General features: G+C 49.4%; 19 protein-coding genes and 1 pseudogene. 11 read left to right on the top strand and 9 right to left on the bottom strand.

The annotated features are described in order from the left end of the window. Positions 1–166 precede the first annotated feature (166 nt). From EKM73_RS03370 to EKM73_RS03360, 3 genes are all read left to right on the top strand, one after another. The gene (locus EKM73_RS03370) at positions 167–1,975 is read left to right on the top strand and encodes a M3 family oligoendopeptidase (protein WP_125700578.1); all 1,809 of its coding nucleotides are present in this window, start codon (positions 167–169) and stop codon (positions 1,973–1,975) included. Between the two features lie 73 nt (positions 1,976–2,048). Then, positions 2,049–2,474: a helix-turn-helix domain-containing protein gene (locus EKM73_RS03365; protein ID WP_125700577.1), complete on the top strand. Its 426-nt coding sequence runs from the start codon at positions 2,049–2,051 to the stop codon at positions 2,472–2,474. Positions 2,475–2,808: 334 nt separating this feature from the next. Next, complete coding sequence (locus EKM73_RS03360) at positions 2,809–3,660, top strand: SAM-dependent methyltransferase (protein WP_125700576.1); 852 nt, start codon at positions 2,809–2,811, stop codon at positions 3,658–3,660. A 297-nt stretch (positions 3,661–3,957) separates the two neighbouring features. Here the strand turns inward: EKM73_RS03360 and EKM73_RS03355 are convergent, their stop codons facing one another. The 9 genes from EKM73_RS03355 to EKM73_RS03315 all read right to left on the bottom strand — a co-directional run bounded on the left by EKM73_RS03355 (position 3,958) and on the right by EKM73_RS03315 (position 13,001). After that, positions 3,958–5,025: a YdcF family protein gene (locus tag EKM73_RS03355; RefSeq protein ID WP_125700575.1), complete on the bottom strand. Its 1,068-nt coding sequence runs from the start codon at positions 5,023–5,025 to the stop codon at positions 3,958–3,960. 104 nt (positions 5,026–5,129) lie between these two features. Continuing rightward, positions 5,130–5,720, bottom strand: a complete 591-nt coding sequence (locus EKM73_RS03350; protein WP_125700574.1) for a TMEM175 family protein — start codon at positions 5,718–5,720, stop codon at positions 5,130–5,132. Positions 5,721–6,128: 408 nt separating this feature from the next. Beyond that, the gene (locus tag EKM73_RS03345; RefSeq protein WP_125700573.1) at positions 6,129–7,928 is read right to left on the bottom strand and encodes an oleate hydratase; all 1,800 of its coding nucleotides are present in this window, start codon (positions 7,926–7,928) and stop codon (positions 6,129–6,131) included. Positions 7,929–8,118: 190 nt separating this feature from the next. Then, complete coding sequence (locus EKM73_RS03340; RefSeq protein WP_125700572.1) at positions 8,119–8,673, bottom strand: TetR/AcrR family transcriptional regulator; 555 nt, start codon at positions 8,671–8,673, stop codon at positions 8,119–8,121. Positions 8,674–8,809: 136 nt separating this feature from the next. Continuing rightward, positions 8,810–9,238 (bottom strand): DUF5776 domain-containing protein, encoded by a 429-nt coding sequence (locus EKM73_RS03335; protein WP_125700571.1) that lies wholly within the window; start codon positions 9,236–9,238, stop codon positions 8,810–8,812. Between the two features lie 548 nt (positions 9,239–9,786). After that, positions 9,787–10,269, bottom strand: coding sequence for a hypothetical protein (locus EKM73_RS03330; RefSeq protein ID WP_125700570.1), 483 nt, complete (start codon positions 10,267–10,269; stop codon positions 9,787–9,789). Then, positions 10,266–10,691, bottom strand: coding sequence for a hypothetical protein (locus EKM73_RS03325; RefSeq protein WP_125700569.1), 426 nt, complete (start codon positions 10,689–10,691; stop codon positions 10,266–10,268). The genes EKM73_RS03330 and EKM73_RS03325 overlap by 4 nt, the downstream gene beginning before the upstream one ends. Positions 10,692–10,826: 135 nt before the next feature. Continuing rightward, positions 10,827–11,840 (bottom strand): lipoate--protein ligase, encoded by a 1,014-nt coding sequence (locus EKM73_RS03320; protein ID WP_125700568.1) that lies wholly within the window; start codon positions 11,838–11,840, stop codon positions 10,827–10,829. Positions 11,841–12,539: 699 nt separating this feature from the next. Beyond that, positions 12,540–13,001, bottom strand: coding sequence for an RrF2 family transcriptional regulator (locus EKM73_RS03315; protein ID WP_020089097.1), 462 nt, complete (start codon positions 12,999–13,001; stop codon positions 12,540–12,542). A gap of 433 nt (positions 13,002–13,434) precedes the next feature. Between EKM73_RS03315 and EKM73_RS03310 the strand changes: the two genes are divergently transcribed. The 8 genes and pseudogenes from EKM73_RS03310 (at position 13,435) to EKM73_RS03280 (ending at position 21,831) form a co-directional block, all read left to right on the top strand. Further along, complete coding sequence (locus EKM73_RS03310) at positions 13,435–14,448, top strand: ABC transporter ATP-binding protein (RefSeq protein ID WP_020089096.1); 1,014 nt, start codon at positions 13,435–13,437, stop codon at positions 14,446–14,448. Next, positions 14,445–15,419, top strand: a complete 975-nt coding sequence (locus EKM73_RS03305; protein WP_125700567.1) for an ATP-binding cassette domain-containing protein — start codon at positions 14,445–14,447, stop codon at positions 15,417–15,419. Before EKM73_RS03310 ends, EKM73_RS03305 begins: the two co-directional genes overlap by 4 nt. Next, positions 15,419–16,378, top strand: coding sequence for an ABC transporter permease (locus EKM73_RS03300; protein ID WP_125700566.1), 960 nt, complete (start codon positions 15,419–15,421; stop codon positions 16,376–16,378). Before EKM73_RS03305 ends, EKM73_RS03300 begins: the two co-directional genes overlap by 1 nt. A 16-nt stretch (positions 16,379–16,394) precedes the next feature. After that, positions 16,395–17,345, top strand: a complete 951-nt coding sequence (locus EKM73_RS03295) for an ABC transporter permease (protein ID WP_020089093.1) — start codon at positions 16,395–16,397, stop codon at positions 17,343–17,345. 144 nt (positions 17,346–17,489) lie between these two features. Then, complete coding sequence (locus EKM73_RS03290; protein WP_125700565.1) at positions 17,490–19,316, top strand: oligopeptide ABC transporter substrate-binding protein; 1,827 nt, start codon at positions 17,490–17,492, stop codon at positions 19,314–19,316. Between the two features lie 677 nt (positions 19,317–19,993). Beyond that, positions 19,994–20,695 (top strand): annotated as a pseudogene (locus tag EKM73_RS03285) (cation diffusion facilitator family transporter); the annotation flags it as partial. A 30-nt stretch (positions 20,696–20,725) separates the two neighbouring features. Continuing rightward, on the top strand, positions 20,726–20,959 hold the full coding sequence (locus EKM73_RS13060; RefSeq protein ID WP_449824921.1) for a cation transporter dimerization domain-containing protein: 234 nt from the start codon (positions 20,726–20,728) through the stop codon (positions 20,957–20,959). Between the two features lie 416 nt (positions 20,960–21,375). After that, positions 21,376–21,831 (top strand): universal stress protein, encoded by a 456-nt coding sequence (locus EKM73_RS03280; RefSeq protein WP_020089089.1) that lies wholly within the window; start codon positions 21,376–21,378, stop codon positions 21,829–21,831. Positions 21,832–21,859 lie beyond the last annotated feature (28 nt).

Raw genomic sequence — 21,859 nt, 5'->3', positions numbered from 1 at the left:
GGCCTGCACACAATTTCTCTCTTCCGTTAGTATACGGAGTTCTTCCGGCAAGCGCAATCAATACGAAGTTTGCTATAATAGGCACAACATGCGCCGTTTACATGCGACTTCACCGCGTGATATCACCTTAATTTCAAGCTAAAACATTGCCTAGGAGGGCCTGCTTATGAAATATTCTTTGAATTGGGATCTCGATTCACTCTTTAGTGGCGGCATCAACTCCGCTCAATTGAAAACGAAATTGGCACAGACCAAGACTGCCATTGCGGCCCTCGGCGATCTCCTGGACCGCTGGGATGCGGCCAGTGACGCCCCACAGTATCAGCAATTTCTGAAACTGATCACCCAGCTTCAGGCCATCAACAACGCCATCGGCCAGGCGGGTATCTTCATCACCGCCGTAGGTTCCGCCGACGTCAACAATCCCGACGTGGCCCCGATGGAAGCCCAACTGCGAGACCTCGGCACCCAGGCCGACAACGTTAGTGGCAAGCTCAAAAAGGTTCTGGTCCAAGTTCCCGACGCTAACTTTGCCGAGATGTTAGCCCAACCCGACCTTAAACCAATCGCCTTCAACCTGAAGGAAATGCGCGAGGATGGGAAGGAACTGCTGGACGACAAGACCGAGGCCCTCATCAGCCGGCTCAACCTCGATGGTAAAGCCGCCTGGAGCTCGCACTACGACTCCCTGGTCGCCACGGTTACCGTGCCCTTCCACGATGCGGATGGTAACCCCGTCACGCTATCCGCTGGGCAAGCCGACAACAATCTGTTGGGAAACGCCGATCCGCAATACCGGGCCGACCTCTTACCCGCGTGGGAACAGGCCTGGACGGACAAGGAACAGCTCTTTGCCGACACGTTGAACCATTTGGCTGGCTTCCGATTGACCGAATACGCTGCTCATGGCACCACTGATTTTCTGCGTGAACCTTTAAAGGACAATCGGTTAAGTGCCGAAACTCTGAATACCATTTGGCAAGTGGTCGACGACAATAAGCAATTTCTCCTCGACTACCTCGACCGCAAGGCGGCACTGTTAGGCAAGAAGCATGCCGGTTGGCAGGACGTGGAAGCACCGATCAACCTGCCGGGTAGCCAACTCCACCACTTCACTTACGACGAAGCTGCAGCCTTTATTATCAAGCACTACGGTGAGTTCTCCCCGAAGATGGCGGCACTTGCGCAACGGGCCTTTGAAAACCGTTGGATCGAAGCCGAAGACCGCGCTGGCAAGGCGCCTGGTGGCTGGATGGAAAGTGCCCCAGAGACCAATGAATCGCGGATCTTCATGACCTTCACTGGCTCACCAAACGACGTCTCCACCCTGGCACATGAGTTGGGCCACGCCTTTCACTCCAGCGTCATGGAAGACTTACCTCAGTTGCGGCAAGACTACGCCATGAACGTGGCAGAAACGGCCTCGACCTTTGGTGAATTGATCGTGGCGGATGCCAACGTCAAGGCCGCTAAGACCGACGCGGAGAAGATTACGCTGATCAACGCCAAGATGGATAATCCACTAGCCATGTTCCTGAATATCCGCGCACGGTTCCTCTTTGAAACGCACTTCTACCAACTCCGACAGAAGAAGCTGGTTACCCCAGCCGAACTCAACGAGCTGATGTTAAACGCCCAGAAGGAAGCCTTCGGTCACGACCTGTCGACCTACTCGCCACACCTGTGGGCCAGCAAACTGCATTTCTACATCGACGAACCCGCCTTCTACAACTTCCCCTATGTCTTCGGCTATCTATTCAGTCTGGGTATCTACGCCAAGGCTCAGCAGGAGGGTGACTTTGAGGATAGCTACATCGCCTTACTCCGGGACACGGCGAACATGTCCACTGAAGAGCTGGCCCAGAAGCACCTCGGAGTCGACCTGACCAAGCCGGACTTCTGGTCGGCCGGTGTTAAATTGATCAAACAGGATGTTGCAGAATTTATGCGGCTAACCGATTCACTGGTGAAATAGTCAACTTTCGGTTAAAAGCAACGCTAAGTGGTATAATAAGCGTAAAGACTATCGAAAGAAACGGGTGAGTTGAATGTTTTCTGAACGACTTCGGGCTTTACGGCGCGGTCAACACATTACATTGGAACAACTGGCAACGGGCTTAAACGAACAACAGTCCGTGGGGCCGGATGACCATTCCAAAAACACGGCTTCACAGATTGGTAATTGGGAACGGGGTATCCGGACCCCTTCATTTATCGAGGTCCGTAAGCTCGCGGAATACTTCGACGTCACCATGGACTACCTCACTGGGAAGGCCGAACGTGACGAGTACGATCTCGGGCGGTTATTCCTCTCCGGTAAACAACTCAGCTTCAACCGGGAACTGCTGAGCGGTCGCGATCGTTATGAAATCTACCAATTGATCGATGGCTACCTGCACGGCCGGGAAAACCGAGTTACGCCGCAGGATACCAACCAGCAAGAAGAATTGGATCTGCATTTAGACGACCATTAAATATGATGAGTCGGCCGGTTCTCGCCGGTCGACTTTTTATTGGTTCTTGGGGCTAAACCGGTGTCCATTCGCCTTACCGGGTGATGAAAATAGGCCGTGACGCGGTAGGCGGACGCCTAGAGCCAAAGAACGGTCTCTAGGCTTACTTTGAACCACTGAGAACCGAGTTTCAAAGATACCAATTATCTAAGTGGCCCAGCCACTAAGATAATTCCCACGGCTGGGCCTATTTTCACCACCCTCTCGGCTAACACCGGTTTAGCCCATAGACCAATCAAGCTTCCTCTTAGTTTCTCTTTAAATTACAAATTCACTTTCGAAAGGACCCTCTCCCTTGAATCCTAAAAAACTCAAAAAGCTCAAAAAAAAGATTCGCCATCAACCCTTAACCCAGCGGAAAACCACCTATATTGCGCGAATGACGGACTATTATCATCAATTCAATGACTTTCCTGCCGTTAAGATTCTGATCAGTAATATTCTGCTGGCCGACCGGATGCTGGCTGCTGGCGATTTGCCACAACAAGTCCCCCTCCTTCAGCTGCCGGATGATGTGCAGGACCAAATTTTTAAGAAGTTGGGCGAAAAGTATCCCGCTGGCGATGCGACTGGGGATAAGCTCTGGAATGAGCTGACTGCCGCCCTGCCCGACTTGGACCATGACTTGCGGTCCTTCCGCGATTACTTGGAGACACACTACGGGATGTGGGCCTACACGTCTGCCCCATTCGTGACCGATCTCGCGAAATTCGTGGGTGACCGGGCCGTGCTAGAAGTGATGGCTGGCAATGGCTACATTTCCAAAGGCCTTCGCGACGCCCACAAGACGGTCTACGCCACGGATAGTCAGGCGTGGACCAGTGAAAACGAAACGGGTCGGCACCCGCTGACAGCCATCGAACCGTTGGCCGCCGTCGACGCCTGGGAAAAGTATCAAGATGAGGTCGGCGTGGTCGTCATGTCTTGGTCTCCCGACGGCTTACCACTGGATTGGGAGCTACTGCAGGCCATCCGCGCCGCGAATAAGGATGTGGACTTCGTCGTCATTGGAGAACCCCACGGCGCAACCGGTTCCGAAGACTTCTGGAATCACTCCGAGCTTCTGGAAAACAAGGATACCCGCGCGTTGAACCACCACTTCACGCCGATTGACTTGGTCAAGGACCACGTTTACCTCGTGAAATAGCCCGCCAAATATTACAAATTAACAAACTAGCCGCTACCGGTTTACCCGATATTAACCTTTTGATATTATATTAGAGGTTAATCGACATAGGGAGGGCACCATTTATGGTAGCACTGGGGAATATCTTATTTTACGGTCTGGGAACTTTGCTGGCCATCGCATTAGGTTACGCGGCGTTCGCAAGCTATCAGGCCCATCGTGATGAGTAACTAAAAGCAGGAATTTCAGAGTTCTCTATTGTGGAGAAACCTGAAATTCCTGTTTTATTGATGCTTCATGGTTGCTTACAATACAATTTTATTGATATTCCGCCCAAACGAGAACCAGACTCAGTACGAACATCAACCCAATGGCGATGGCGTGCCAACGCTTATTGCCAACGAAAATGGCGATGTATTCGCGAATGATGGCGTTGGGTAGGAAGAACTTCGCCGTGTGGGCACCAATACCATTGGCTTTCAGACCAGCCTTGCGGGCAATCATCCCCGCGCGGAAAGTGTGGTAGCCATTGGTCACAAACGTTATCCGTGGTTGAACAGTGCCTCGGTCAGCGATGATCTTCTTGGAAAAGACCATGTTCTCATAGGTGGTCCTCGATTGATCTTCGGCAATCGCCTGCTCAGGTGGTAAACCATGGTCAATGGCGTATTGGCGCATAGCCACCCCCTCGGGCACCGTTTCGTCACCACCTTGACCTCCGGAGAAGATGATCACAGGGCCTTGGCCAATCTTACGCAGTTGCTTGCGGTAAAATTTTAAGGCGCGATCGATCCGTTGACCCAGTAGCGGAGAAACCTCATTTCCATTTAGCAGGCCCGCCCCCAAAACAATCAGGTAATCCTGCCGGTAACGCGGATGGTTGAACTGATAAATCACCAGCATCGTTAAGTAGTTGTAGAACCAAAAGAGCACGTAGAAAATAACCATGCCAGGAAATAAATTAATGAACGTCGCCAGCGGCAATGGCAGGTAAAGCGAGGTCAGCCGCATGATAAACGGAGCTAGCAGAATTGCGATACCCAGAAATAACGTCAGCATGTTCGCCAGCGTATGACTCTCGCGGCGCCAGACAATCCACGCATTCCACAGCAAGAGGAAGGCTTGGAGCACGAACGCCAGCCCAATCAGTAGGATCACCCCGATGAAGGCAATCAGACTAAAACCGAACAGGAGCTTGTTGCCATATCCCATAATTGAGACAGCCAGCATGACCATGGTGCTGTAGAAGAACAGTGAAAACCAGATGCCATTGCTCAGTCGCCGTTTCTCGATGGCATAGCTGGTAAAGAAGATGGCGCCGAATAAGAGCGGCACCAACCAGCCCCAATAAACGACTGGGGGGATACTAAATAATTCATCTTGCATGAGACTCCTCCAAAACAATTGATACGTTTAGGATACCACGTCCGGCCGGTTGCGCCAAAAAGACCCATCTGTATGTTTTGATGGGTCCTTTAGTGTCCATTATTTTAAAATAATTTATCACTATCCGCCGGCGTCAGAACGGCCATCAGCACCAACTCCGCCGTTGTGAAGACCAATGATATTGGTGGCCAGTAAAAGATGAGGGCAATCACACCCGCCCAGATCAGCCAGAACCAAACATTCGCGTGTAATCGGTAAGCCGGTATCTTTCGAATCTTCTCGGCGATTTCCGGATGGTCCTTCCGGTTGGTTCGCATAACGGTATAGGATAGTGCCGCGTAAGCCAAGGCCCACAACGTGAAAATAAAGAAGTAGAATAACTCCGGTTGAACATCGTTAATAAACCGTCCAGCCCAAGCTGTCGAGACCGGCAACATACTCATGGTCAGAATCCAGAGATTATTGACCCAATAGATTTTCTTCGTCACCCGTTTGGTCAGACTAAACATGTAGTGATGGTTGTACCAAGCCACACCGATAAATAGAAAACTAATCAGATACGCCACGAGATAACTCCAGTTCGCCATTAGCGCCGTAAACGTCGGTTCCTCCGGCGTCTTAAATTCCAAAATCATAATGGTCAGCGCAATTGCGATCACAGCATCCGTGAAAGCCTCCACGCGTCCTTTGTTCATCCAAAATCCCCCTCAAAACATTATGATAGTTTTAGAATAGCATAACTGTTTATAGGCGGGGTAGATAAGGCCTCACATGATGTTGGACGGCTATTAGCAGGACTTCGAGTTTGAAGAAATTATTTTGAGAATTTGAAAGCCGATAGCCCCAGTCACGCGCCGTCCTTTTATAAATCCCCTTATTTTAGGGGGCTAGCCAAACTTCTGGCAGTCCCGTATACTACGCAAACCATCTGAATTTGGTGCCAGGACTTGTGGCTTAAATTCGTTTGCGCTGACCATCATTCTCACCCCATATTACAATACGGATAGGAGTTATCTTGATCACTTAACAACGCAAAAAAAGGCCGCCATGACGGCAGCCTTTTTCACAAACATCACACAGGATCTACGGGGGTAAAGGGTCGATTATTTGCTGTGTGGTGCCTTAGGATGGAGCACCGCGGCCTTTTGGGGGATTGTTTGGTCACGGCCAAGATACATCTGGTAGTACGGTGGTACGGCGTTGACGACCTTCAGGAGTTTCTCCGTCAGAGCGGGCAACTCTGCGGGGTCAACCTGTGGCAAGTCCGCGACCGTCACATCGCCATGGATACCTTGGAATCGCTTGAGCCGTTCCAAGAGGTACCGGATGTCGTAACGCGAGGGGTTGACTTCCAGTGGCTTCTTGTCAAAGTTCAGCAGTTGGTAAACGGCTTCTAACCCGGTCCGGACGGAAGTTTCTACCGTGAAGACCACGTCATCGTCAATTTCCACAAACTGCCCTAACAGGCCCAAGTTGGTGCATCCAGCTGGCACGCCCAGCGGACGATCGCCCGCCTTACGTGGCATGAACTGGCTGGTACAGTATGGCATCATCGCCGTCGACATGTAGGTGTGGGCGAGAACTTCATCCTTGATGTCGAGCATTCCCAGATGATAGAGCAGTTCCGTCAGGATCTCATCTCCGGTACAGTCCCACATCCGTTTCTTGATGTAGTTCCCTTCGTTCTCACCGTACAAGCCGTAGCCCCAGCCAACTTCTTCATCGTCAGCTTGATACGGGAAGAATGGCTTGTGGTGAATTTCAAAGGACAGGTCCCAGTTGGAATCCTTGAACGTCATCAGTCCACCCGTACCAGCCGGACTGCCAGACATCTCTTCAATCCGTTTGAAGAATTCGGGATAATCCTTAACCGTTGGGAAGAAGGAGATCCACTTGGTCTTGTCAATCTGACCTAAGAACTTCTCAGGATGACCAAACTTCGCATCCTTCTTTGCTAAGTTCTGCCAAATCGTGAAGGTTCCCATATCCTCAGTATCGCGGTTCGTCGGCGCCACGGTGTGGTTGTCGCCGAAGGTACTGTTTTCACTGATGGAACCGGTCGTGACGAAGACCAAGTCCTGCCGGTTCACATGAACGTTGGCAGCGTTGCCGTCACGGGTTGCGATAATTTCATTGACCGTGTTGTTGGCGTCGGAGAAGCCCAAGTCGGTCACGTTAAAGTTATTTTCAAAGTGGACACCCTGGTCGATCAACCAACGTTCGATTGGCAGGATGATGGCATCGTATTCGTTGTACTTCGTGTGCACGAAGCCTTCCAAGTACTCGTGCCGGGAAATGAAGGTGAACCGTTGCCAGTAACGCCGGCATTCGATCGCACTGTGGTAGTGTTTGAAGGCCAGTTGGCTGTGGAAGCAAGTCCAGAAGTTGGTGCGGAAGAAGCCGGGGTCGAAGAATTCGTCCAACCGTTTGTCGGCCAACTCCTCTTCCGTCGAGTTCACGATCAGTTGCATGGTTGCCGCATATTCCGGCTTTAATTTGTAATCGTGGTAGTGGCTGTCGATTTCACCTTGGTTGATGATGACCCGCGCTTCACTGTGAATGGGTTCATCACGGTTAAAGTCGACCACGTCATCCAACACCGTCCGCCCGGGATTCTCCAGTGATGGAATCTTACTGCAGAGGTACCACAGACATTCCATGTAGGGTTCCAGTTCACGTTCAGCCCGACACAGGTAACCTTGGCTATCCTTGGTTCCGTCCATCGAGCCTCCCATAACGGGTTTCTTCTCGAAAATCGTAATGTTACGCGCTGGCATCTGTGCGTCGTCAATCAGAAATACCGCAGTTGCCAGTCCAGCAATCCCACCACCAACAATATTTGCACGTCGATCGTCAATCCCAGCCGGTTTTAGCGGCCGATACATCGTTTGATAGATATTCATGGAGATGACCTTCTTCGTTTTGGATTTCTTGCTTGTCTCAACGATAAGGCCAGAAGAAAGCGGAAACAATTGACAGAAAAAGCGGGTTGTCAAGATTTTGACAGCTCGCTGGAAATGTAAAAATTCAATTTAGTTTATTCTTCACCAGATAAAATGGCGGCAACGTGGTCCCAGAGATTGCGTCCGACGCCTACTCTGCGTATTTATGTAATGCTTTTTTAAAGTCTCCCTGAATCAGCACGCCGGTCTGTTCAACGATGTCACCGGGATCCTCTTTGAGTCCATCCTTGACCCACTCAAAAATCAACGCAATAAAAGCCAGACTATAGAAATGTGCAATAAAGTCCTTGTGCTTCTGCGCCACTTGCATGCCCACTGCCTGGCGCTCAACGACGGCTATGATGTACTGATAAAGCACGGTGTAGATGTACTTCTCCAGCAGGTCACGGTACGCCGACTGGTAGGTATTCTCCACCAGATAACGATTGGCCTTGATGGTCACCATCACATTGTAGAAACCGTGTTGCCAATTGTCATAATCCGCGACGTTCTTGAGTGATTCCGCCGTGGCCTCCTTGGCCGTCCACTCAACTAGCTCATAGATGTCACTGAAATGATTATAAAAGGTCTGCCGTGTCAGGTCACAGGCATCAACGATCGATTTGATCGTAATCTTGTCGACCGGCGTCCGCTGTAACTGAGTCACGAGCGCCGCCGAAAGCTGTTGCTTGGTATTCTTTCCCATAGGTCATCGCCCCTCACATGGCTAGTATATAATGATTAGCCAGTGGGAACAATGGCTGAACGGTGTTACCGGCGGGTTTCCGTGGGCAATTGTGGGGAATCAAAAAGCCGCCATTGCTGGCAGCCTCTGGGGAAATCTATTTAACCGCTGTGACGTATTTACTGTTGGCGGTAATGTAGCCACCAGCCACCTTGTAGCGCTTGGTACCAGAAGCCGTATGGGCGTAGTCCCAGCCCTTAACCGTGAAGACCGTCCCCTGCTGGTAAGCTTGCACGACTTTCGTCAGGTTAACGTCCTCATAACGGCGAATCATGGTCTTGGCCCGAACGTATTTGATCGTCTTGGGTTTCGAATTAAGTTGCTGATCCTCACTATTGGTTTGATCCAATACGGAGTCATGCGTCATCTCGCTAGGCTTGACGTATTTTGCCGCATCCGCCCTAACCGACGTACTCGGTGACAGTATGTTCTTCTGATGACTACTCATTGACCAGACAAAGTTCCAAGCCACACCAACACTAATGACAATCGCTAAAGCCAAGATACCCTTATACCATTTCTTCATAAATTATTTTCCCCTTTTATTTATCGCCTTCATTTATTAGTTTTTCTATATAAAAACTATAACATTAAATAGATAGAAAATGATACCACACATTTGCCATTGTGGTTAATAACGTTAATGTGTATGGCTATTAAATTCATTGCTATCATAGAAGAAGCTTCATCTTGTCAAAGCTGCGTTATTTCTAAATATTTCGTCTACACTATAAAATTAACCGCTTACAATTCAAAAAACAAATCACGCAGTTCAAATTCTTTTATTTCTGGTTGCCTTATTTGAACGAACTATTCTCATGAACGCAAAAAAAACGCCCAACCGGCCCAAAGGCCAATCAGACGTTTTTCACACAGCATTCGCCGAAACGAATGGATTTATCTCGGAATCCACATTCCCTCAAAATCAAGCACGTCACAATACGGTGACATATGTGCCCTGCTGACAAATTCACCTAGCCGCTTGCGCGGACGCCCCTTGCAAGCAAGGAACGCGTGATTTCTCGACTCATCGCATAGAAACAATACTACCACAGCTATTGCCCCAACGCAAGGCTATTTCTTCTTTACATCAGTTTCTTCTTTGTTAGTCGCAGCGGCTTGAAGCTTTTCAATCTGCAGCCCTAACCAGTCATGCAGACTTTGATCGGCCGTAGCCGCTTGATCCACATAGATTGTGGCTGGCGCCAATGCATCGATTCGTAGGCCAGAAACGTTGATGTCTGGCGTTTCGATCACAGCATAGACGTTGAGCTCACGTTCCTCGTCCGTTTCCATGATCTTACCGATGGTCTTGGTATCTTGCAATGGTAAGTTGATCACGCTCAGTTCCAACCGCACAGAAACTTCCGTATCGGTCACGTTCAACTCAGCTTGCGCCAACTTGTCCGCACTAATCTGTTGCCGGATGAAATCCGCCAACGGAGCCATCGCGCCATCTGGGTTCCCAAAGAACTTCGCTTGCGTGGTCTCCGCTGTGAAATGTTCTAGTTTATCATCCGCTACCGCGTCAATAAACGTTTGTACTTCTCGCTTCATTTACCCACCTCGTTTTGATGCTGAAATCTTTCTCGGTCGTGCTTATCTCGCTCACGTTTCCGTAACCGTAGCGCCAGAACTAACCAGTAGGCGTTGATCACCATCACGGCGATACTCCCCGCCGACATCAGCACCCGAATCATGAAGGTTGCCTTGTCGTAGCTCCACATCGTGATCAGCACGCTAATTAGAGACAGTGTGTAGAGCGCAATGACCAGCCCCATCAGGTAAAACGAAGGCTTCCAGTCCAATGCTGCCAACACAATGGTCACCGCATACAGGGCGATTGCCAAGAAGGTGGATCGCCAAAATTCGCTCATGGACGTGGTTAAACCGGCAAACGTCCGGGACATCAGAAAATTAATCACTAGGAAACCAAACATCGAGATGATGGCCCAGGAAATCACGTTACGATCTTTCATTTAGAATTAAACTCCTCAATAAGTGCTAAGTAATTAAAAACGTGGCCACAATCGACCACGCTTTCGTCAATTTCATTTTCTATTCTAACGTATCTAGCCTATAAAATCAGCAAATCCGCCAATCTTAGACGATAATTAATCGACTAACAGGTCCAGCACGTCTTTGGTATCGATCCCGTTAAAGTACAACTGTGTGTTGGCACTGTTCAGGACAGCCCCCACATGTTCACGGTCGTAGCGTACGCCCTTGAGTTGATCCGCCAATTCCGTGGCATCACTTGGCCCAAAGAAGTCACCGTAGAACTTGATGTTCTCAATCTTCCCATTGTCAACCAACAGCCGAGCATCAATGGTCCCAGCCGTGAAGTGTTGCCGCTTCTTGACCGTAAATTCAGGAGAATTGCCGTAAACCCAGTCCCAGTTGGCATAGTATTCATTAAAGATTTTATCGATAGCCGCCTGTTCGCTGTCGGCAATCTGAACTTCTTTGTCGGCAATCGCATCGAGGCTGTCCACGTGGAACAGTTCTTTCAGCAAGGTATCCCTGAATTCAGGAACCGTCAGATTTTGATACTCTGGTGCTAAGTAAGGCTTTAAGTTTGTAACCCGCGAACGGACGGACTTGATTCCCTTTGACTTCATTTTATCTTCTGGCACATTCAGCGTGTGAGCGATAACGTCTTGATCCACGTCAAGCATCAACGTCCCGTGAGAGAAGGTCTTGCCACTATGCGAATACATCGCGTTCCCGGAGAACTTCTTACCGTCAACCAAGATGTCATTTCGGCCAGAAACTTCTACCGTCTTGGCTCCCATGGCGTGCAAAGCATCCACGATGGGTTGGACAAAGGATTTGAAATCGCCAAATTCTTCACTGTCGCTATCAACCACGAAGCTAAAGCAAAGATTACCGAGATCTTGATAGACCGCACCACCGCCCGATAACCGACGGGTGACCGTGATGTCATTTTCCTCCACGTATTTTTGATTGATTTCTTCCAACGTGTTTTGATTCCGACCAACGATGATGCAAGGCCCTTCGTAGTAGAACAAAACCAGTGGTTCATCGAACTTCTTATTGTTCATTAAGTACTGTTCGGTTGCTAAGTTGTGACGAATATCATGTGACTTCATGGCATACCAATACATAACTCAAAAACCCCTTTCGAATTAACCAACCGCCGGGTAACGACCCCGACTACGATAAATGATAGCACGCATTGGAACCGATTACAATTTAGCGTCAATATAATGGAAAAGAGTGTGTAAACTGTCTCATCTTGATGCGGTGAAAATAGCTTAGGGACCGGGTAATATGGGGACTTATGAAGATACTTGTAACGTGTGAAAATGTTGGTTTCACTCTCGTAGAAATTTGGATGGTAAATTAACTATCTCTTGGAAGACTTTTGTGGATTTTTGCTGGTTCAGAGTCTTTACCACTAACCTCATATTGGTGAAACGTGCTCCACAAGGCAGGTCCCTGCGCTTAACCCCGATAAGGAAAAATCCAGACTACTATTTTTTTTACTGGTTCAGAACCTTGCTCTCTAATTTTACGTTGCCGAAACGTGCTCCACAAGGCAGGTCCCTGCGCTTAACCCCAATAAGGAAAAATCCAGGCCCGGGATTTTGCCCTTATTGACGTTAATGCTCAGGACCTAACCGCCTTGTTCCGCACTCTTTTTACAAAAAAAGATCCACACCCAGCAGAGTGTGGATCCAGCCCCCGTCAGAGTTCACCTCTGGCAGTTATGACTGTTATTAATGATGGCCTTAGTCACCATTCGATTTTGTACCTCTATTATAACGCCGCTAACTAAAGTTTAGTAGCATTTAGCTCACAAACTAGTCGTTAATTAGACGCCGGAAATAACCGTGGGCGTGGAGGTCCTGCTTGAGGTCAGTCATCGTGAATTGATGATAGAACTTCCGGTAGTCCTCATCGGCCAACGTGAACAGATCGGTCAGCGTTTGCGAAATGTTGGCAGAAATATCGGTCGTATCCGTGGCCTTCGTACCCTTAGAATCGCCCGTAATGAACCGCGCGTAGCTAATTGTCGGTGGAATCGTCAGGTCGTAAAGCTCCCCCACGTTGATTTCATCAAGGCTTCGAATCAATTGGTACCCGCCATTTTTCCCAACGGAACCCTCAATGTAGCCTTGCTTGTGCAACACGGAGAGAATATTGCGGATCATCACCGCATTTAATTGTAGTGACGTTGCCAGTTCGCGGCTCGCAATCTTCCGGGGGCGATTCTCGTCCAGGTAGAGCAAGCTGTGCACGGCAACGGAAAAGTCTAATCTCATCGTCTAGCCATCGCTTTCAAAAAGTCTGTAATCAATACTGGTATCATACCACATTCCGTGACGTAACATGTCGTTCTCTGGCAATCCATGAGCAAATTCTCATCTCGAATATACATGCATAACTTTTCAAAAGTTTGTATACATTAGCACCGTTAATCATTGGTTCAGCAAGCAAATTGCCCAACTTAACACATTTAGGTTAAATTTTTTATCATTTTATTAGTTATCTGAGAAGATTGATATAACAAAGTTTATGAGGATTTTATGAATAAATTATGACCACTTTTAAGAATTAAGGGGTTGTAAATGAGAATTTGATTAACTATAATCAAAAACAATTATTGTTCAGGAGCGAATTGAATACGCAAATGCGTTTATTCATCGGGCTTCATCTACAAATGAGAGGTAGATTAGAACATTGGGAGGGATTTCCGTGGAAACCGCATCAAACTTTCTAAACATTAAGGACGTCAGCACGGCTTTCAAGATTAATGGCCAGTACTACGACGCCATCTCCCACATTAACCTCCAGGTCCAACACGACGAAATTCTCGCCATCGTTGGTGAATCAGGTTGTGGTAAAAGTACCCTGGCCACTACCATCATGGGTCTCCATGATCCGGCAGAAACTAAGATTTCCGGCGAAGTAGACTTTGAAGGCACCGACCTCCTCAAGTTAGATGAAAAAGGATACAACCAATTTCGAGGCGCTAAGATTGGGATGATCTTCCAAGATCCCCTGTCAGCCTTGAATCCATTGAAGAGAATTGAAGAACAAATCAGTGAAGTCATGGACTATCACACCGACTTATCCGCTGAAGACAAGCACAACCGCGTCATTGAACTGTTAAACCAAGTTGGGATCGTTAATCCCCAACGGACGGCGCGTCAATTCCCCCATGAACTTTCCGGTGGGATGCGCCAACGAGTCATCATTGCCATCGCGATTGCCTGCAAACCAGACTTAATCATCGCCGACGAACCAACCACGGCGCTGGATGTTACCATCCAAGCTCAGATTCTGGATGTGCTTCGTGACATTCAAAAGGAAAACCACGCCGGTATCATCCTCATCACTCATGATTTGGGTGTCGTTGCTGAGACGGCCGACCGGGTTGCCGTGATGTACGCCGGTCAAATCGTCGAACAAGGGACGGCCGAACAGGTCTTCAACACCCCTGAGCATCCTTACACGCGTTCCCTATTACGGTCAATGCCACAACGGGACAACGAAAACGATGACCTCTACGTCATTAAAGGCAATGTGCCTTCCTTACAGAAGATGCCAGCCAAGGGCGACCGGTTCGCTCCCCGAATTCCTTGGGTCCCTGCCGAAGCTCACGAAGAAAATCCAACAATGCACGAGGTCGCACCGGGCCACGAAGTCCGTTGCACCTGCTACAAACATTTTCAATTTCCAGATGAGCAAGGGAGCGTGACGGTATGAGCTTAATCGAAATCAAAGATTTAAAAGTCCACTACCCGATTCGCTCCGGGTTCTGGAATCGGATCACCGATTCCGTTCGGGCCGTGGACGGCGTCAGCTTCAACATTGAAGCCGGCGAAACCTACGGACTGGTTGGCGAATCCGGTTCCGGCAAGTCCACCACGGGGAAATCCGTGGTCGGTCTGGAAAAGGTAACGAGCGGTTCCATTATGTACAAGGGCCTCGATATCACTAAGGCTGAGAACCGGCGTAAGTTGGATTATAACCACGATGTTCAGATGATTTTCCAAGATTCCCTATCCAGTTTGAATCCCCGGAAGCGCATCGAAGACATCATCGCCGAACCCCTCCGCAACTTCGAGCACCTCAGCAAGGACGATGAAAAATTACGGGTTTTGCAATTATTAAACATCGTCGGGCTGGATGCCGATGCACTCTATAAGTACCCTCACCAATTCTCCGGTGGACAACGGCAACGGATCGGGGTTGCCCGTGCGGTGGCTACCAACCCTAAGCTGATTATCGCCGACGAACCCGTCTCCGCGTTGGACCTTTCCGTTCAAGCTCAGGTGTTGAACTTCATGAAAAAGATTCAACGGGAATTCGGTATCTCCTACTTATTCATTTCCCATGACTTAGGGGTCGTGCGGCACATGTGTAATAACATTGCCATCATGAACCGCGGTCGGCTGGTCGAGATTGGGACCCGGGATGATATTTACAACCATCCCCTCCACATCTACACCAAGCGTCTCTTGGCTGCCATCCCTGAAACCGACGTCAACTCGCGTGAGGCCCACCGGGCTTCTCGGCTAGCCGTTGAACAGGTCTACCAGGATCAACAGAGTAAGTACTACGACGATAACGGTGCGGCCTACCCTTTGGTGCAGGTCACCCCAACGCACGCCGTGGCCTTACCACAAACTATCGCGCAACAACTCGCTAGCCAGGAAGGGGAGGTGCAGGCCTAATGTGGAAAACGATTCTACGGCGTTTCTTGATCATGATTCCCGAAGTCATTGTCCTAAGTATTCTGGTCTTCCTCTTGGCCAAGGCGATGCCCGGTGACCCATTTACCGGCTCCATTAACCCTAAGGCGGACCCCGCACAGATTCATCATTTAATGAAAATCAATGGGTTGTACGACCCTTGGTACCAACAATACTGGAACTGGGTCGTTCACTTGTTCCACGGAAACTTAGGGAACAGTTACCAATACCAGGAACCCGTCACCCGTCTGATTGGTGGCCGGGCTGCCAACACCTTATGGCTGGCCCTCTTTACCATGATTCTGACCTACGCCTTCGCCTTACCAATGGGTGTCTACGCCGGTCGGCATGAAGGTAAATTACCCGACACCATCATCCGGGTCTACACCTACGTCACCTACTGTATTCCATTCTTCGTTATCTTAGTTATCGGAATTTGGATCTTTGGTTACGTTCTGGGTTGGTTCCCCACGACCGGATCAATATCGTCGGACGCAACCGGTTGGCTACATACCTTCGGATCGCGTTTCTACCATATTCTGTTACCTGGTCTTCTCGGTGCCTTGTTCGGGACCGTCAACATTGTCCAGTACTTGCGTTCCGAAGTTATTGATTCCAAGCATTCCGACTATGTACGGACGGCGCGTTCAAAGGGTGTCCCAAGCAAAGACATCTACCGTCACCATATCTTCCGGAATTCCTTACTTCCAATCGCCGCTTTCGCTGGTTACTCGATCACCGGTTTGTTAAACGGGTCGATCTTTACCGAAACGGTCTTCTCTTACCCCGGGATGGGCTTGCTCTTCGTGAACTCCATCAGCTACCGGGACTACACGGTTATTACCGCACTGGTCCTGATTTACGGGATCTTGAACCTGATTGGGACGTTACTTTCAGATATTATTCTCAGCATTGTCGATCCACGAATTCGAATCCAGTAAAGGAGGCTAAAACAGAATGGCAGAAAATTTCGAACAACACTCAGACATTTCCGCAGCTGATTTAGCCCGGCTGACGCAAGAGGCTCAGGCGGAAGCCACCCCTTCAACGGCTAAAATCATCTGGAGTGAATTCAAGGCGGACAAACCCGCCATGGCAGCACTCATTATCATTGTCGGCTTCATCCTCTTCGTCATGATTGGGGCTTTGTTCATCAATACCCCGAAAATGATGGAGACCAACATCATGGGTTACTTCAACCAACCCTTTACCGCAGACTTCTGGCTCGGTGCCGATTCCGCTGGTCGTTCGGTTGCTAAGCAATTGATCGTCGGTTCACGGAACTCAATCGGGATCGCCATTGGTTTGACGGTCATCTCATCCACCTTCGGGATCTGTTGGGGCCTGATTTCCGGGTACTTCAACGGTTACATCGACTGGGGGATGCAACGGATCTACGACTTCATGATGATGTTGCCAATGACGATGATGATCATCGTTCTGGTCACTATCATCCCGCACTACAACTCCGTCACCTTAACGTTCATCTTCTCCATCTTCTACTGGGAAGGAACGTCACGGCTGATCCGATCACGGACTTTAGCCGAATCGGAAAAGGATTACGTGGCCGCCTCTAAAGCTTCCGGGACCAGTCATTGGAAGATTATCTTTAGAGAAATTATGCCGAACATTTCGTCGCTGATCATCGTGGATTGTACCCTATCCTTCGCCGAAAACATCGGGGTTGAAACTGGGCTTTCCTACCTGGGCTTCGGGCTGCCAAGCCAGACGCCTTCCCTAGGGACCATGATTGCCAACGCCAACGACCCTAACAACATCACGCAGTACTGGTGGACGTGGTTACCGGCCGCACTCGAAATCATTATTCTTTGTTTATCAATTAGTTACGTTGGCCAAGTTCTGCGTCGCGCTGCGGATTCTTCACAACGGCAAGGTTCCGTCAACTAGTCTTAAAAGTCATATCCCATTTGAGGAGATGGTGTCCACTCAAACAGTGCCTTTGTAGCCCAGCGTAGTAGTGACGAGTGATCCTGAGGAGAATTACCCGCCTGTCTCATAAGAGGATTTTTAAAATCAAGGGGGAAACATAGTATGGATAAGAAAAAGCTCGCATTGTCTGCGATGGCGGTCCTCGCAACCGTTAGCCTCGCAGCATGTTCCAGCAAAAGTTCATCCAGTTCTAAGAGCGGAACCAGTGGTGCTTCCGTTCAATTAAAGGCTGCCTACAAGAACACTAAGGCAACCGACAAGACTGCGACGAAGAACAGTACATTAAAGCTTGCCGAACCAAACGACTCGCCGTTCCAAGGGATTGCTGATCCCGTTCTGTCGACCAACGCTGAAGATGCCGACGTCTTCTCACCTGGTGGTGACCAACCTGGTAGCATCAATGGTCTGTTCCACACCGATAAGAACTTCAAGATCATCAAGGGTGGGCTGGCTAACCAAACCATCAACCGGAAGGCTAAGACCGTTACGATTACCTTGCGTAAAGACGCCAAGTGGTCAAACGGTTCTGCTGTAACCGCTAAGGATATTGAATATCCATATGAAGTTATCGCTAACAAGAAGACGACTTCTCAACAATACTCCGCTGACTACAACGCCATCAAAGGGATGGCCGCCTACCATACTGGTAGCGCCAAGACCATCTCTGGGATCACCTTCCCCGATGGTCAAAAGGGTCGGACTGCCGTTATTCACTTAACCAAGGTCACCCCTGCCATGAAGTACGTTGGTAACTCATTTATCTGGAGTTCCGTTGAACCTTATGAATACATCAAGAACGTACCAATTGCCAAGTTAGCTTCATCCACACAAGTTCGGAAGAACCCACTCTTCACGGGTCCTTACAAGCTGGATAAGGTTGTCGAAGGTGAATCCACGACTTGGTCACCTAACAAGTACTACTATGGCAAGACACCACAGGTCAAGCACATTTCGATCAACGTGGTTTCTTCCAACAACATCGACAAGGCTATCCAATCCAACAAGTACGACTTCACTGTGCCTAACAGTGTCATGCATGGGACTGACTACAAGCAATTGAAGAGCGTCAAGAACTACAAGATTGTCGGTCAACCTGCCTTGTCATACGACTACTTTGGCTTTAACGTCGGTCACTACGACACCAAGACCCAAAAGAACGTCATGGACAAGAACAGCAAGATGGCTAACAAGAGCTTGCGTCAAGCTATGATGTACGCCTTGAACCTCGATGCTATCAGCAAGAAGTTTGGGAACGGGGTTACTTGGCGTGCCAACACCTTGATTCCACCAATCTTCGGCAAGTACTGGGATTCTTCATCAAAGGGTTACCCTCTGAACATCAAGAAGGCTAACAAGTTACTGACTGACGCCGGTTACAAGAAGCGTGACGGTAGCAAGTGGCGTACTGATCCTAATGGCAAGAAGTTAACCATCTACTTCGGTGCCATGACTGGGACTTCCGCCCAAGCTGCTGAATACCAAGACTACCTGCAACAATGGCACAAGGTTGGCTTGAACGTTAAGTTTACCGGTGGTAAGACGATGGAAATGAACAGTTTCTACTCCACTCTGCAAGCACCAAAGCAAAGCAAGATTGATGTCTACGCCGCTGCTTGGGGCTTATCATCCGAACCTACCCCTACGCAAATCTACGGTGAAGACGCTGTTTACAACATGGGTCACTTCGTATCCAAGAAGAATACGCAATTGATGGCTAACATGAACAACAGTAAGTCTTGGAACGATGCTTACCGTGCTAAGGCCTTCAAGCAATGGCAGAAGTACATGAACGAACAAGCTGCCGTTGCACCAGGTTCCTTCAGTTACAACTGGGGTCCTGTCAACAAGCGGGTTAAGGGCTTTGACATGGGCGCTGCTAACAACAACTTCTGGACTAACCTGTCATTAACTTCTTCAAGCATGAAGTAAGCTAATGTATCGTTAGGTTCACTGGAACCGTCGCTTCCTTCGGGAGGCGGCGGTTTTGTTGTCCTTACGGTTAGGAGATTGTCGCCTGCGGCTGCCAGGGATTCCGTCTGCTGTGGGGACCGCCTTCAGCCTGAAGAGCAGGCTTCCGGCTTGCCTTGAAGCCACGCAAAACCCACGTGTCCTCAAGGTCATCCCATGTTGTAAGACCGGGGAGAACCAATCGCCCGGCCTAACAACATCGACACAGCTGACTGCATCCCTGGCCTCCTCCGGATACGTTAGCTTTAACCCTAAGGACAACAGCACCAAATGGGGCATCTCTATCTCTATGCCGATACACGCCACTCCTCAATTATCACAATCGCCATACATGTTGTAACAGCTTTCTTCTCCTCCTATCTCAGCTTCTGTATTCGCCACTATACGCGAATACCCGACAAACACCAAGCATTAAATCTCCGCCGCATCGGCCTTTATAAGCATTTTAATAACGCTGAAAGTCACGGGGCACTAACCAGCAAATCTCAAATTATCCCGCTGAAATACCACCCCGATATTTATTTTGTTATAGTACCTGCCATCAGTTAGCCTACTTCCCCAACCTAGTCACCAGAATGGCGCTAGCACCTGTTAGGTTCGATACTAGGGCTACTTTTAACTAGACGGGAGATGTTACCATGACTACTGCCAATCCCCACTGGGACCAAATTCAACACGCTGCCGTTGACCGCTTGCGCCGCGCCCACCATCACCTCTGGGAGAACGTCAGCATCTACCTCAGCCTCTTCACCGTGGAATTTTTCTGCGCACAGGTTGGCCACTCTCAAGTGCTCCAGGCCGATGCCTTCAATAACCTCTCTGGCATCTTCTCCACGGGTCTCCTCATGACCGGGCTGTACATCGCCGCTAAGACCAAGGACGATGACCTCTGGGGCGCGCCCATTTCCAAGGAGGAACAGACTACCTTGGGGCCCCGCATTCAGCAGTCTCGCTTCCGCTTTGAAACGATCTACACGTTGATTGCCGGTCTAGTCATGGTGATCATCGCCGCCGATATCATTTACAAGGCCCTGCTCGTCTTGATTCAGCGCCCGACCTACCACCTAGAACAAGGCGTTGCCATCGTTGGCGCCCTGATTTCCGGAATTCTATTGACTGGGTTGTGGCTCTCCAACCGCCACTGAGCCAAGGTACTCGCCAATACTGCGTTAACAGCGGCGGCGCGAGATTCCCTGACGGACGCGTTGACTAGTGCCGTGACCGTCCTGACCATCATCAGTGTGGCGTGGTTGCGGGCGACTTGGCTCGATGGCCTGGCCAGTCTGATTCTGGGCTGCTACATTCTATATACCGGAATTAAAATTTTTCGAACCAGCAGCCTAAACCTCGTCGACTACTTCGATCCGCAATTGGAGCACCGTTACCGCCAACAGATTGCTGCCTTCCCAGGCGTCCGCTCGGTAGTCTTTCTCAAAGCCTACTACGATGGCAACCTCATCATGGTCAGCGTCACGGTTGCCGTCGATCCGCAGATGACGGCCGCCACGATTTACGACCTGACCCGCCAGATTGATGGCGTCATGCAGCACCGCTTCAACGTGGCCGCAACGGCTCTGATGGTCGTACCGCGTGACCGCGTCTAACTCTGTCACGAAAGAAGCTATCCCGATGAAGATAAAACGTGCGTCAATTTCCACCACGCTTCTCGTATGGCTTGGTATGCTAGGTGTCATTTCGCCAACGATTTCATCATTTTAGCGGGAACGGGATCTGTCGTTCAGACCGCACCCAACTGATTTACCATCAATTTTAGTACCCTTGAATTTCTCGTCGAACTGGCTGCCGTCTTCTGGTTATTACGACCAAATCAGCGGAAAAGTATCGCCACGCATTTTCAATTGTGAGCGGCAGATTTTTTTACAATCCGTCAACCCCCTTAATTGCGGCTTTTTCACGTCCTTTCACTGCGGGACGTGCAATTAAGTGCTTACACATTCGCCAATAAATGATATAGTATAGGTAAAGTATCAACATGTCTCGTGAAGGGGTGGCATTCTTTATGTTACAACAATACAAGAACATTCTGGTTCCCGTTGACGGTTCTAAGGCAACCCAACCAGTTTTAGAAAAAGCAATCGAAGTCGCTAAACGTAACCAAACACATCTTGATATCTTAAACGTCCTCGAAGTTAACCAATTCAGCGATACTTATGGTGGCGCTGTGAGTGGCGATGTCATTTACAAGCTCTCACAAGACGTTCAAGACCGGTTGGAAAGCTTGAAGCAACAAGCAATCAACGCCGGTGTTCCCGATGTCAGCATTCACGTGCGTTTCGGAAATCCTAAGCCAGTTATTGCGCGGGAATTCCCTGCGGACCACGGTTCAGAATTAATCGTGATCGGCTCAACTGGTCTGACCGCCGTTGAACGGTTAATGGTCGGCTCAGTTACCAACTACGTCAGCCGTTCCGCTATCTGCGACGTGCTGATCGTCAAACCAGAACTTACGAAATAACAGCTAACTTAAAATGGCCCGCCGCTTT

It is taken from the genome of Levilactobacillus fuyuanensis (assembly GCF_003946395.1).
Classification (GTDB): Bacteria; Bacillota; Bacilli; order Lactobacillales; family Lactobacillaceae; genus Levilactobacillus; species Levilactobacillus fuyuanensis.
The sequence above is the reverse complement of the archived record's forward strand: the minus strand, read 5'-3'. Positions and strand labels throughout refer to the sequence as shown.

What these genes read in the sequence shown, in the direction of transcription:
- EKM73_RS03290 (WP_125700565.1), top strand. Translation starts at nt 17,490, where the DNA reads ATGGATAAGAAAAAGCTCGCATTGTCTGCGATGGCGGTCCTCGCAACC.
- EKM73_RS03315 (WP_020089097.1), bottom strand. Translation starts at nt 13,001, where the DNA reads ATGAGATTAGACTTTTCCGTTGCCGTGCACAGCTTGCTCTACCTGGAC.
- EKM73_RS03355 (WP_125700575.1), bottom strand. Translation starts at nt 5,025, where the DNA reads ATGCAAGATGAATTATTTAGTATCCCCCCAGTCGTTTATTGGGGCTGG.
- EKM73_RS03350 (WP_125700574.1), bottom strand. Translation starts at nt 5,720, where the DNA reads ATGAACAAAGGACGCGTGGAGGCTTTCACGGATGCTGTGATCGCAATT.
- EKM73_RS03295 (WP_020089093.1), top strand. Translation starts at nt 16,395, where the DNA reads ATGGCAGAAAATTTCGAACAACACTCAGACATTTCCGCAGCTGATTTA.
- EKM73_RS03330 (WP_125700570.1), bottom strand. Translation starts at nt 10,269, where the DNA reads ATGAAGCGAGAAGTACAAACGTTTATTGACGCGGTAGCGGATGATAAA.
- EKM73_RS03345 (WP_125700573.1), bottom strand. Translation starts at nt 7,928, where the DNA reads ATGAATATCTATCAAACGATGTATCGGCCGCTAAAACCGGCTGGGATT.
- EKM73_RS03325 (WP_125700569.1), bottom strand. Translation starts at nt 10,691, where the DNA reads ATGAAAGATCGTAACGTGATTTCCTGGGCCATCATCTCGATGTTTGGT.
- EKM73_RS03300 (WP_125700566.1), top strand. Translation starts at nt 15,419, where the DNA reads ATGTGGAAAACGATTCTACGGCGTTTCTTGATCATGATTCCCGAAGTC.
- EKM73_RS03335 (WP_125700571.1), bottom strand. Translation starts at nt 9,238, where the DNA reads ATGAAGAAATGGTATAAGGGTATCTTGGCTTTAGCGATTGTCATTAGT.
- EKM73_RS03370 (WP_125700578.1), top strand. Translation starts at nt 167, where the DNA reads ATGAAATATTCTTTGAATTGGGATCTCGATTCACTCTTTAGTGGCGGC.
- EKM73_RS03280 (WP_020089089.1), top strand. Translation starts at nt 21,376, where the DNA reads ATGTTACAACAATACAAGAACATTCTGGTTCCCGTTGACGGTTCTAAG.
- EKM73_RS03320 (WP_125700568.1), bottom strand. Translation starts at nt 11,840, where the DNA reads ATGTATTGGTATGCCATGAAGTCACATGATATTCGTCACAACTTAGCA.
- EKM73_RS03365 (WP_125700577.1), top strand. Translation starts at nt 2,049, where the DNA reads ATGTTTTCTGAACGACTTCGGGCTTTACGGCGCGGTCAACACATTACA.
- EKM73_RS03305 (WP_125700567.1), top strand. Translation starts at nt 14,445, where the DNA reads ATGAGCTTAATCGAAATCAAAGATTTAAAAGTCCACTACCCGATTCGC.
- EKM73_RS03340 (WP_125700572.1), bottom strand. Translation starts at nt 8,673, where the DNA reads ATGGGAAAGAATACCAAGCAACAGCTTTCGGCGGCGCTCGTGACTCAG.